10 protein-coding genes are annotated in these 11,587 nt (G+C 66.7%); 5 read left to right on the top strand and 5 right to left on the bottom strand.

Features of this window, described 5'->3' with window-relative positions:
* From ispG to KGM94_RS18555, 3 genes are all read right to left on the bottom strand, one after another.
* A partial coding sequence (ispG, locus tag KGM94_RS18565; protein ID WP_300262551.1) for a flavodoxin-dependent (E)-4-hydroxy-3-methylbut-2-enyl-diphosphate synthase occupies positions 1 to 1,080 on the bottom strand: 1,080 nt, incomplete at its 3' end.
* A 13-nt stretch (positions 1,081 to 1,093) separates the two neighbouring features.
* The gene (locus tag KGM94_RS18560; RefSeq protein WP_300262548.1) at positions 1,094 to 2,047 is read right to left on the bottom strand and encodes a DMT family transporter; all 954 of its coding nucleotides are present in this window, start codon (positions 2,045 to 2,047) and stop codon (positions 1,094 to 1,096) included.
* A 34-nt stretch (positions 2,048 to 2,081) separates the two neighbouring features.
* A complete protein-coding gene (locus KGM94_RS18555) occupies positions 2,082 to 2,573 on the bottom strand; it encodes a transcriptional repressor (protein ID WP_300262545.1) in 492 nt (163 codons plus the stop codon).
* A gap of 145 nt (positions 2,574 to 2,718) precedes the next feature.
* Between KGM94_RS18555 and KGM94_RS18550 the strand changes: the two genes are divergently transcribed.
* Genes KGM94_RS18550 through KGM94_RS18540 form a run of 3 tightly spaced genes read left to right on the top strand, consistent with a single transcriptional unit; the run spans position 2,719 to position 5,906 of the window.
* Positions 2,719 to 3,198 carry a MarR family transcriptional regulator gene (locus KGM94_RS18550; protein ID WP_300262541.1) on the top strand — a complete coding sequence of 160 codons (480 nt, stop codon included), beginning with the start codon at positions 2,719 to 2,721 and terminating at the stop codon, positions 3,196 to 3,198.
* Positions 3,191 to 4,357 (top strand): HlyD family secretion protein, encoded by a 1,167-nt coding sequence (locus tag KGM94_RS18545; protein ID WP_300262538.1) that lies wholly within the window; start codon positions 3,191 to 3,193, stop codon positions 4,355 to 4,357. Before KGM94_RS18550 ends, KGM94_RS18545 begins: the two co-directional genes overlap by 8 nt.
* 4 nt (positions 4,358 to 4,361) lie before the next feature.
* Positions 4,362 to 5,906, top strand: coding sequence for an MDR family MFS transporter (locus tag KGM94_RS18540; protein ID WP_300262535.1), 1,545 nt, complete (start codon positions 4,362 to 4,364; stop codon positions 5,904 to 5,906).
* 155 nt (positions 5,907 to 6,061) lie between these two features.
* Here the strand turns inward: KGM94_RS18540 and KGM94_RS18535 are convergent, their stop codons facing one another.
* Both KGM94_RS18535 and pcaF read right to left on the bottom strand, forming a co-directional pair.
* Positions 6,062 to 6,955 carry a dioxygenase gene (locus KGM94_RS18535; RefSeq protein ID WP_300262533.1) on the bottom strand — a complete coding sequence of 298 codons (894 nt, stop codon included), beginning with the start codon at positions 6,953 to 6,955 and terminating at the stop codon, positions 6,062 to 6,064.
* 14 nt (positions 6,956 to 6,969) lie between these two features.
* Positions 6,970 to 8,178, bottom strand: a complete 1,209-nt coding sequence (pcaF, locus tag KGM94_RS18530; protein ID WP_300262530.1) for a 3-oxoadipyl-CoA thiolase — start codon at positions 8,176 to 8,178, stop codon at positions 6,970 to 6,972.
* Positions 8,179 to 8,383: 205 nt separating this feature from the next.
* Between pcaF and mutS the strand changes: the two genes are divergently transcribed.
* Positions 8,384 to 11,122, top strand: coding sequence for a DNA mismatch repair protein MutS (gene mutS, locus KGM94_RS18525; protein WP_300262527.1), 2,739 nt, complete (start codon positions 8,384 to 8,386; stop codon positions 11,120 to 11,122).
* A 5-nt stretch (positions 11,123 to 11,127) separates the two neighbouring features.
* Positions 11,128 to 11,587, top strand: a 460-nt coding sequence (locus tag KGM94_RS18520; RefSeq protein ID WP_300262522.1) for an FAD-dependent oxidoreductase, incomplete at its 3' end; no start/stop codon positions are given.

Below are 11,587 nucleotides of genomic sequence, written 5' to 3'. Positions count from 1 at the left end.
CCCGTTGACGATGCAGCCCATCACCGCGACGTTGAGCGCCTCGACGCCGGGATATTTCGTTTTCCAGGTCGGCATCTCCTCGCGGATGAAATCCTGGATCGAGCGCGCCAGCTCCTGGAACGTGGTCGAGGTGGTGCGGCCGCAGCCCGGGCAGGCCGCGACCAGCGGCACGAAGGTGCGAAAGCCCATGGTCTGAAGCAGTTCCTGACCGACCTGCACCTCGCGGGTGCGGTCGCCGCCGGGCTCGGGCGTCAGCGAGATGCGGATGGTGTCGCCGATGCCCTGCTGAAGCAAAATGCCGAGCGCGGCGGAGGACGCGACGATGCCCTTGGTACCCATGCCGGCCTCGGTGAGGCCGAGATGGATGGCATAGTCCGAACGCGCCGCGAGATCCTGGTAGACCGCGATCAGGTCCTGCACCTGCGAGACCTTCGCCGACAGGATGATGCGATCCCTGGGCATGCCGAGCTCTTCGGCGCGCGCGGCCGACAGGAGCGCGGACTGCACCATGGCCTCGCGCATCACCGCGCGCGCATCGCGCGGGTTGGGGAGCGCCGCGTTCTCGTCCATCAGCTTCAGCAACAGCTCCTGGTCGAGCGAACCCCAGTTGGCGCCGATGCGGACCGGCTTGCCATTCTCGTTGGCGATCTCGATGATGTCGGCGAACTGCGTGTCGCGCTTGTCCTTGAAGCCGACATTGCCGGGATTGATGCGGTACTTGTCGAGCGCCTCGGCGCAGGCCGGGTACTCGGCCAGCAGCTTGTGGCCGATGTAGTGGAAGTCGCCGATCAGGGGCGTGGTGATGCCGCGCTTGCGCAGGCCGTCGCGGATGTGCGGGACGGCGGCGGCGGCCTCCTCGCGATCCACGGTGATGCGGACCAGCTCCGAGCCCGCGCGCGACAACGCCGCGACCTGGGCGATGGTGCCGTCGACATCCGCGGTATCGGTGTTGGTCATCGACTGCACCACGATCGGCGCCCCGCCGCCGACGGCGACGTTGCCGACCTTGACCTGGACGGTCTGGTGCCGGGCCGCGGGCCCCGCGATGTCCGAATTCTGAGGATTTTCGAGCTTGTTCATGGGGGCTCAGATATCAGGTTTTGGTGACGTTCAGCAATGCGTCGGAGGACGGCGCTACCACCGGGCTCGGTCGGTTAACGAGGAAAAGTCCAGCAATTACAAGCAGCGCAGCCGCCCCGAATGCCAGGCTCAGGCTGTCATGCATGATGAAATAGCTAGCGATCACGCCAAACAAAGGGGTGATGAAGGTAAAGGCCGACAATTTGCTGGCCGAATAGGCCTTCACCAGCGCGAACCAGAGCGTGAACGTGGTTCCGACCACCCAGACCGCCTGGAACACCATCAGGCCCAGCGACAGCGGCGACGGCGGATGGTCGATGGTTTCGCCGAACAGGATCGCGGCGAGACTGAGGATCGGGATCGATATCGCGACCTGATAGCCGAGCGCCTTCTCCGGCTGGGCGAAGCGCAGCCGCGTCGACTTGGCCACCAGCGTGGTCGCCGCCCACAGTCCGGCACCGCCGACGATCATGAGATCACCGAGCAGCACCTTCGAATCGACGTTCGGCTGCGGCACGCCGATGGCGAGCGCGACGCCGGCAAAGCTGATCGCAAGCCCGAGCCATTGCGAGGAGCTCAGGCGTTCGCCGAGCACCTGATAGGAGCCGAGCGCGACGAAAAACGGCGCGGTGTAGAGGAACACCACCGCGCGCGAGGCCGGCGTGAAGCGCAGGCCCTGATAGATCAGCACGAACTCGACGCCGAACATCAAACCGGCGACGAGACCCGCGCCGAGCGTGCCGTCGCGCTCGAAGAATTTCACGCCGCGCAGGCTACCGACGATGAACAGCACCGGCAGCGCGCCCATCGAGCGGATGGTCGCCTGCAGCATCGCCGGAATGTCCGGCAGAACCAGCTTCACCGCGATCTGGTTGAAGCCCCAGGTGAGGCACAGCATGAGCATCAGCGCGATGGCGCCGGCACTCAGGGAACGCCCGGCGGACGGATTGGCTTGATTTGAGGACATGTCTTTCCGAAACCGGCTTCGCGCCGTTGTTGTTCTATGAGGCTTTCTGACAATGGGTGCAGGTGCCCGTGATCTCGACCACGGACAATCTAGGCGCAAAGCCGGAAGCGCGCGCCGCGGCGTTGAGCTCCTGCGCGAAGGGCGCGGCAGGGACTTCCCCGACCAGTCCGCAGCGCTCGCAGATCAGGAACGCGACCGCGGAGGCGGCGTCGTGGTCGTGGGCGCAGGCGAGGTAGGCGTTGCGGCTCTCGATGCGGTGCACGAGCCCGTTCGCCATCAGGAAATCGAGCGCGCGATAGACCGTGATCGGCGCCGGCCGCGGCATCGACCTGGCGAGTTCGTCGATCACCTCGTAGGCCCCGAGCGGACGGTGGCTCGACAATAGCGCCTGCAGCACCTGCCGGCGGACCGGCGTGAATTTCTGCCCGCGCTCCCGGCAAACCAGGTCGGCATGGGTCAGCGCTTCCGCAGTGCAGCGGCCATGGTCATGATCGGGCGCAGGAAATGCCGGTTTTGCGAGCGTCATCGCGGCCGCTTGTAGCATCCCGACCGGGGAACCCAAAGTCCGGGCCAAAACGCGGTTGCCAGCCATGCTCTCGCCGCGGAACAACGGCCGGTTGCGGAATTCATAAGCTTGCTTATTATATGGGAGCTTATTGGAGAGCATGCTCATGAGCCGTTCCGTCGACCAGAACTTCCTGTTCACGCTGGGCGAGTTGTACCGCCTGCTGCGGGTCTATGCCGACAAGGAGGCCTCCCGCTTCGGCATCACCCGCGCGCAATGGGCGGTTCTCGCCAAGGTCGAGCGCAGCGAGGGCATGAAGCAGTCGGAACTCGCCGAGCTCATGGAGATGCAGCCGATCACGCTGACGCGACTGATCGACAAGCTCTGCAGCAATGATTTGATCGAGCGCCGCAGCGATCCCAGCGACCGCCGCGTCAACCGCCTCTATCTGAAGAAAGCGGGGCGCGCGCTGCTCGGCAAGCTCAGCGGGCTGCGCTCGGAGCTGACGGCGAATGCGCTCGACGGCATCCATCCGGCGGATGCCCAGCGTCTCCTGACCCAGCTCGAAGCCATCAAGGAAAACGTGCGCAACGCGACCCAGAATGCCGTTGCCGAACAGGTGCGCAAGGAGCCGCGCTATGGCTGACCAGGTCCTGAAATTCGCCCCCGAACAGAAGGCCGTCCCGAGCGGCAGGTCCACCAGGAAGCTCGCCGCCGAACCGCGCCGCCGCCTGATGGCGTTCCTGCGCCGCTACCGGCGCGTCTTCCTGATGATCGTGCTGCCGCTGGCGGCCGCGGCCACCGGCCTCTACTTCTATCTCGAAGGCGGCCGCTACGTCGGCACCGACGACGCCTATGTCGGCGCCCAGAAGGTGCTGATCACCCCCGACATCTCCGGCAAGATCGACAAGGTCGTCGTCAGGGAGGGCCAGGTCGTCAAGGAAGGCGACGTGCTGTTCGAGATCGATCCGGTCCCGTTCCGCCTCGCGGTGGACCAGGCCAAGGCGACGCTCGACCAGGCGCGCACGACCTATGACAACCTCATCGCCAACATCAAGATCTACGGCCAGATGCTCGACCTCGCCCAGCAGGGCATCGATCTGAAGCAGCGCGACGTCGAGCGCAAACAGGCACTGGTGAAGAACAATTTCGGCTCGCAGCTCGATCTCGACAACGCCGCGAACGCGATGGTGACCGCCGGTGCGCAGGCGCAGTTCGTCAAGCAGCAGCTCTCCAACGCGAGGACGCAGCTGCTCGGCAATCCCAACCTGCCGCTGGAGCAGTTCCCGCCCTATGCGCTGGCCAAGGCCAAGCTCGACGAGGCCGAGCGCAATCTCGACCACACCGTGATGCGCGCGCCGATGGGCGGCGTCGCCACCCAGGTCGAGCAGATTCAGCTCGGCCGCTACGTCTCGGCCGGCACGCCCGTGTTCTCCATCGTCGACATCGCCCATCCCTGGGTCGACGCCAATCCGAAGGAGAGCGATCTCACCCATGTCGCGGTCGGCCAGCCCGTCACGCTCGAGGTCGACGCCTTCCCGAACCACCTCTTCAAGGGCACGATCGGTTCGCTCTCGCCGGGCACCGGCGCGCAATTCGCGATCCTGCCGCCGCAGAACGCCACCGGCAATTTCGTCAAGGTGGTGCAGCGCGTGCCGGTCAGGATCTATTTCGACGAGCACGACAAATACGTCGCCAGGCTGAAGGCCGGCATGAGCGTCTATGCCACCATCGACACCGGCCACAAGCGCACGCTGGCCGGCCTGCTCGGCCTGTCGGCGACCGCCAACCAGGAAAAGGACTGACGTCATGTCGGGTCCGCTTCCCCCGGGCCTGCGCCGGAACATGGTGACGATCTGCGCCATGACCGCGACCATCATGCAGGCGCTGGACACCACGATCGCCAACGTCGCGCTGCCCTACATGCAGGGCACGCTGTCGGCCTCGCAGGACCAGATCAACTGGGTGCTGACCTCCTACATCGTCGCCGCCGCGATCATGACCGCGCCTGTGGGGTGGATCGCCAACCGCTACGGCCGCAAGCGCATCTTCATCCTGTGCTCGGCCGGCTTCACCTTTGCCTCGGTGCTGTGCGGGCTCGCGCAGGACATCAACCAGATGGTGCTGTTTCGCCTGCTGCAGGGCGTGTTCGGCGCGGCGCTGGTGCCGCTGTCGCAGGCCGTGATGCTCGATTCCTACACCCTGCAGGAGCGCGCCAAGGCGATGTCGATCTGGGGCATGGGCGTGATGATGGGTCCGATCATGGGTCCCTCGCTCGGCGCCTGGCTGACCGAGACCTATTCCTGGCATTGGGTGTTCTTCGTCAACCTGCCGTTCGGCGCGATCACCGTGCTCGGGCTGATCGTGTTCATGGACGAGACCAGGAAGGACCTGAGCCTGAAGTTCGATTTCTTCGGCTTCACGGCGCTGGCGGTCGCGATCGGCTCGCTGCAGCTCGCGCTCGACCGCGGCGAGCAGCTCGGCTGGCTCGAATCCGGCGAGATCGTCACCGAGTTCGCCGTCTCGGCGGTCGGCTTCTACTACTTCTTCGCCCACTCCTTCACGACCTCGCGGCCGTTCATTCAGTTCGCCTTGTTCCGGGATCGCAACTTCCTCACCGGCTGCATCTTCATGACGGTGATGGGGCTCGTGCTGTACTCGACCATGGCGCTGGCCTCGCCTTACTTGCAGAACGTGATCGGCTATCCCATCATCACCGCGGGCTGGCTGCTGGCGAGCCGCGGCTTCGGCACCTTCCTCGCCATGATGATGGTCGGTCGCATGATGCGCTATTTCGAGGCGCGCACGCTGATCATGTCGGGACTGGGGCTGACCGCGGCGTCGCTGTTCAAGATGACCGGCTGGACCGACCTGACCCAGGTGCCGGAGATCGTCACCGTCAGCATTGTCCAGGGCTTCGGCTTCGGCCTCGTATTCGTGCCGCTGTCGACGGTGGCGTTCCTGACGCTGCCCAACAATCTGCGTACCGACGGCACCGCGATGCTGACGCTGATGCGCAACGTCGCGAGCTCGGTCGGCATCTCCATCGTCATCGCCGAGCTGACGCAGGGCTCGCGGCGGACCTACGCGATCCTGTCCGAGCACATCAACCCGTTCAATCACGCGCTGCAGATGCCGAGCGTGAGCGGCATCATCAACCTGGCGACCGACGCCGGCCGCGCCATGGCCGACAAGATGGTCGCGGTGCAGGCACAGATCATCGCCTTTGCGCACGACTATCAGCTCGTGATGATCTTCATCCTCTGCACCATCCCGCTCGCCCTCATGATCGGCTCGACCAAGGCCGCCCTGCGCAAGCAGGCAGCCGGGCCCGAGCATGCGGTGATGGAGTAGCGCTCTCCGTGTCCCGGACGCGGCGCAGCGCGTCAGCGCTGCACCGCAGGGCCGGGACCCACCTTGCTTCGGTTGGATGGGCCCCGGATCAGCAGCGCATTACTTCGTGCTGCGCAGCATCCGGGGCGCAAGACATCACTCCGCCAATGCGCCGGCTACTTGATCGGCGGGCGCGGCAGTACGGCTTCGCCGGGCTCCAGATGATAGACGTGGTCGAGCGAGTACCAGGGCATCGCGACGCCCGATGCGCTCGGATGCGGCTCGCCATGGCGCACGAAATCGCCGATCAGCGCTTTGGTCACGCCGAACTGCACGTCGGTGGTGAGATGCGGATCGGCGGGATCGTAGACCTGAGAGACCAAGACCTTGAATCCCGGCTTGAAGACCAGCGCGTGCAGATGCGCGGGACGATAGGGATGGCGGCTCTGTGCGTGCAGCAGGCGGCCGACCACGCCATTGGTCGGGATGGGATAACCGACCATCATGACCGAGCGAAAGGAGAAGCGGCCATCGTCATCGGTCGTGAACTTGCCGCGCAGATTCATGTCGGCCTGCTCGGGGTCCTGGTTCTCGTAGAGGCCGACGGGCGAGGCGTGCCAGACGTCGACCTCGGCGCCGGCGACCGGTCGGCCCGCTTTGTCGACCACGCGGCCGTTGACGAACAGCGGCGCGCCCGGCGTCTCCGACCGCACGATCGATGCACCGTTCTCCATGCGCGGGGAATTGAGGCGCCAGAACGGTCCGAGCAGCGACTGGTCGGTCTCGGTATTGCCCTGGTCGCCATTGTTGAGCAGGCACACCAGCGAGGAGACGCCGAGCGAGCCCGCCATCAGCACGACCTCGTTGTGCGTGTCCGACGTGAGCTTGCCGAGTTCGACCAGGATCGCAGCCGCCTCGCGGAACTCGGCTTCGGTGAGGCGGACGTCGCGGACGAAGCCGTGCAGATGCCTGACGAGCGAGACCATGATCTGGCGCAGGCGCGGATCCGAGGTCCGCTCCATCACGGCCAGCACCGCGGCCGTGACGTCCTGCTCGCGCTCGAGGATCATGCGAGCGTGGCCCGTCAGCTCAGCTTCTCGATCGCGACCGCGACGCCCTGGCCGACGCCGACGCACATGGTGGCGAGCGCGAGCTTGCCGCCGCGCTTCTCCATGCCGTGCACCGCGGTCAGCGCCAGCCGCGCACCGCTCATACCGAGCGGATGGCCGAGCGCGATCGCGCCGCCATGCGGGTTGACGAAATCGGCATCGTCCTTGACGCCGAGCTGGCGCAGGCAGGCGATGCCCTGCGAGGCGAACGCCTCGTTCAATTCGATCAGGTCGAAATCGCCGATCTTCTTGCCCAGCCGCTCCATCAGCTTGCGGGTCGCGGGCACCGGCCCGATGCCCATGATGCGCGGCGGCACGCCGGCGGAGGCAAGGCCGAGGATGCGGGCGCGCGGCGTCAGGCCGTGCTTCTTCACGGCGGCTTCGGATGCCAGGATCATGGCGGCGGCGCCGTCATTGACGCCGGAGGCGTTGCCCGCCGTCACCGTGCCGGGATTGCGCACGATCGGCTTCAGCTTGGCGAGGCCTTCGAGCGTCGTCTCGGGACGCGGATGCTCGTCCTTGTCGACGGTGATCGGGCCGGCCTTGCCGCCGGGGATGGTGATCGGCGTGATCTCCTCGGCGAAATAGCCGGCGGCGATCGCGGCACCGGCGCGCTGCTGCGAGCGGATCGCGAACGCGTCCTGATCGGCGCGCGAGACCTGGAATTCCTCGGCGACGTTCTCGCCGGTCTCCGGCATGGCGTCGACGCCATATTGCGCCTTCAGGAGCGGATTGATGAAGCGCCAGCCGATGGTGGTGTCGAAAATCTCGGCGGAGCGCGAAAATGCCTCCTGCGCCTTGCCCATCACGAACGGCGCCCGCGTCATCGATTCCACGCCGCCGGCGATCGCGAACTCGATCTCGCCGGCGCGGATCGCGCGGCCCGCGGCGCCCACCGCGTCCAGGCCGGATGCGCAGAGCCGGTTCAGCGTCTGGCCGGGAACCGAGTCCGGCAGGCCCGCCAGCAGCAGCGCCATGCGGGCGACGTTACGGTTGTCCTCGCCGGCCTGGTTGGCGCAGCCGAAGAACACCTCGTCGACCTGCGACCAGTCGAGCTTGGGATGCCTGGCCATCAGCGCCTTGATCGGGGCGGCGGCGAGATCATCGGTGCGCACTTTTGCGAGCGAGCCGCCGAAGCGGCCGATGGGGGTCCGCACGGCATCGCAGATAAAGACGTCACGCATCGCTGTTCTCCCTAGAATGCCGCGCTCGGCTGAATTCTTGAATGGTCGCCGAGTTTTAGGAGCGCGTCCGCGGCAGGTCAATTGACGGTTTCGCGCAAGGCTGCACCCGCGTTCGGCATTCCGCGGTGCGGACAGCGTGGAAAACCCGTCCGCGACCGCCAAAGCGATGGGACGGCTGCGCGAAATTGGCTAGGTTGCGCCGCTCATGACGGCCCAGCAACCCATCCAAGTACCTGCCCCCGAAGCGACGCCCGCGCCGCAGGCCGACGTCTCTGCGCGCGTCACGCCGATGATGGAACAGTACCTCGAGATCAAGGCGGCGCATCCCGGCCTCTTGCTGTTCTACCGGATGGGCGACTTCTACGAATTGTTCTTCGAGGATGCCGAGATCGCCTCCAGGGCGCTCGGCATCATGCTGACCAAGCGCGGCAAGCATCAGGGCGCCGACATCCCGATGTGCGGCGTGCCGGTGGAACGCTCAGACGACTATCTGCACCGCCTGATCGCGCAGGGCTTTCGCGTCGCGGTCTGCGAGCAGATGGAGGATCCGGCCGCGGCGCGCGCCCGCGGCGGCAAGAGCGTGGTCAGGCGCGACGTGGTGCGGGTGGTCACCCCGGGCACGCTGACCGAGGACACGCTGCTCGACGCCCGCGCCAACAACTACCTGCTCGCGATCGCGCGCGCACGCTCCTCCTCCGGCGGCGACCGCTTTGGGCTGGCCTGGATCGACATCTCGACCGCCGAATTCATGGTGACGGAATGCGTAAGCGGCGAGCTCACCGCGACGCTGGCGCGCATCAACCCCAACGAGGCGATCGTCGCGGACGCGCTTTACGGCGACAGCGAACTCGGCCCGACCTTGCGCGAGCTGCCGGCGGTGACGCCGCTGACGCGCGACTATTTCGACGGCGCCACCGCCGAGAAGCGGCTGTGCGACTATTTTGCGGTCGCGACCATGGACGGGCTCGCGCAGCTCTCGCGGCTGGAGGCGACGGCTGCCGCCGCCGCCGTCACCTATGTCGACCGCACCCAGGTCGGGAAACACCCGCCGCTGTCGCCGCCTTCGCGGGAGGCCTCCGGCGCGACCATGGCGATCGATCCTGCCACCCGCGCCAATCTCGAGCTGACGCGAACGCTCGCCGGCGAACGGCGCGGCTCGCTGCTCGACGCCATCGACGTCACCGTGACCTCGGCCGGCTCGCGGCTCTTGGCGCAGCGGCTCGCGGCGCCGCTGACCGACGCAGCGGCGATCGCGCGGCGGCTGGATGCCGTCGGAGCCTTCGTGGCTGATGCCGCAGCGCGCGAGGATGTCCGCAGCATTTTGCGCGGCGCGCCCGACATGTCGCGGGCCTTGGCGCGGCTGTCGGTCGGCCGCGGCGGCCCGCGCGACCTCGCAGGTATCCGCGATGGCATTTTCGCCGCCGACCAGGCGCTGACGCGGCTCGCCGAGCTCGAGCAGCCGCCGCAGGAGGTCGTCGCGGTGATGACCGCGCTGCAGCGGCCCTCCCGTGAGCTGGCGTCCGAATTCACTGCCGCGCTCGCCGAGCAGCTTCCGCTGATCAAGCGCGACGGCGGCTTCGTCCGGGAAGGCTATGAGGCCGCGCTCGACGAAGCGCGCAGCTTGCGCGACGCCTCGCGCCTGGTGGTGGCGTCGATGCAGGCGCGCTACGCCGACGCGACCTCGGTCAAGGGCCTGAAGATCCGCCACAACAACGTGCTCGGCTATTTCGTCGAGGTCACCGCCCAGCACGGCGACAAGCTGATGTCGCCGCCGCTGAACGCGACCTTCATCCATCGCCAGACGCTGGCGGGCCAGGTGCGTTTCACAACCTCCGAGCTCGGCGAGATCGAAGCCAAGATCGCCAATGCCGGCGACCGCGCGCTCGGCCTCGAGCTCGAGATCTTCGACCGGCTCTGCACCAAGGCGCTCGCGATCGGAGACGACTTACGTGCCGCGGCGCACGCTTTCGCGCTGCTCGACGTCGCGACCGCGCTGGCGAAGCTCGCGGTCGAGGAGAATTATGTGCGGCCTGAGGTGGACGAGTCTCTCGGCTTTGCGATCGAGGCCGGCCGCCATCCCGTCGTCGAGCAGGCGTTGAAGCGCAATGGCGAGCCGTTCATCGCCAATGCCTGCGACCTGTCACCTGCGCCGTCGCAGAAGTCCGGGCAGCTCTGGCTGCTCACCGGTCCGAACATGGCCGGCAAATCGACCTTTCTGCGCCAGAACGCGCTGATTGCGCTCCTGGCCCAGATCGGCAGCTTCGTGCCGGCCGCGCGCGCGCGCATCGGCATCGTCGACCGGTTGTTCTCTCGCGTGGGCGCCGCCGACGATCTCGCGCGCGGCCGCTCCACCTTCATGGTGGAGATGGTCGAAACGGCGGCGATCCTCAATCAGGCCGGCGAGCGCTCGCTCGTCATCCTCGACGAGATCGGCCGGGGCACCGCGACCTTCGACGGCCTGTCGATCGCCTGGGCCGCGATCGAGCACCTGCACGAAAGCAATCGCTGCCGCACGCTGTTCGCCACGCATTATCACGAGCTCACCGCGCTCTCGGCAAGACTGCCGCGCATGTTCAACGCGACGGTGCGGGTCAAGGAGTGGCAGGGCAACGTCGTGTTCCTACACGAGGTGCTGCCGGGCTCGGCCGACCGCTCCTACGGCATCCAGGTCGCCAAGCTCGCGGGCCTGCCGCCGGCGGTGATTACCCGCGCGAAATCGGTGCTGGCAAAACTCGAGGCGCAGGACCGCGGCCAGACCGCGCGCGCTTTGGTCGACGATCTCCCGCTGTTCGCCGTCCCCTCGCGCGCCGCGGCGGACGCTACGCCGCCGAGCGAAGCCGAGCAGTTGATGGAGGCGCTGAAGGCGCTGCACCCCGACGAGATGTCGCCGCGCGAGGCGCTGGAGGCGCTCTATGCGCTCAAAGCGAAGCTGCCGAAACAATAGTCAACATGGCGTCGCAAAGTCTCCCTTCCACCATCGACGTGGCCATTATCGGCGCCGGAGCCGCCGGACTCGGCGCGGCCAACGCGCTGAAAGATTCCGGCCTCTCCGTCGTCGTGTTGGAAGCCCGCGACCGTGTCGGCGGCCGCGCCCACACCATTATTCCGGCCCCCGGCATTGTCTTCGACCTCGGTTGCGGCTGGCTGCATTCGGCCGACAAGAATTCATTTGTCGGAATTGCGCAGCAACTCCGGATCGAGATCGACACCACTCATCCGCCATGGAGTGAGGAAAGCTTCGGCGATGTGTTTCCGCCGCGCGAACGCGCTGAATTTATTATGGCGCTGAACGCATTTTACGATCGCACGGAACGCGCCGCACGACGAGACCGCGACGCCGCCGCCAGCACCTGTCTCGATCCCGACAATCCCTGGAATCCGATGATCAACGCGGTCTCGACCTATGTGA

This window comes from Bradyrhizobium sp. (genome assembly GCF_028868675.1).
GTDB lineage: Bacteria > Pseudomonadota > Alphaproteobacteria > Rhizobiales > Xanthobacteraceae > Bradyrhizobium.
This window is presented reverse-complemented; position numbering and strand designations above follow the sequence as displayed.

Bases quoted from the DNA above. Each gene is read 5' to 3' on its own strand.
- KGM94_RS18560 (WP_300262548.1), bottom strand. From the start codon at position 2,047: ATGTCCTCAAATCAAGCCAATCCGTCCGCCGGGCGTTCCCTGAGTGCC.
- KGM94_RS18555 (WP_300262545.1), bottom strand. From the start codon at position 2,573: ATGACGCTCGCAAAACCGGCATTTCCTGCGCCCGATCATGACCATGGC.
- KGM94_RS18550 (WP_300262541.1), top strand. From the start codon at position 2,719: ATGAGCCGTTCCGTCGACCAGAACTTCCTGTTCACGCTGGGCGAGTTG.
- KGM94_RS18545 (WP_300262538.1), top strand. From the start codon at position 3,191: ATGGCTGACCAGGTCCTGAAATTCGCCCCCGAACAGAAGGCCGTCCCG.
- KGM94_RS18540 (WP_300262535.1), top strand. From the start codon at position 4,362: ATGTCGGGTCCGCTTCCCCCGGGCCTGCGCCGGAACATGGTGACGATC.
- KGM94_RS18535 (WP_300262533.1), bottom strand. From the start codon at position 6,955: ATGATCCTCGAGCGCGAGCAGGACGTCACGGCCGCGGTGCTGGCCGTG.
- pcaF (WP_300262530.1), bottom strand. From the start codon at position 8,178: ATGCGTGACGTCTTTATCTGCGATGCCGTGCGGACCCCCATCGGCCGC.
- mutS (WP_300262527.1), top strand. From the start codon at position 8,384: ATGACGGCCCAGCAACCCATCCAAGTACCTGCCCCCGAAGCGACGCCC.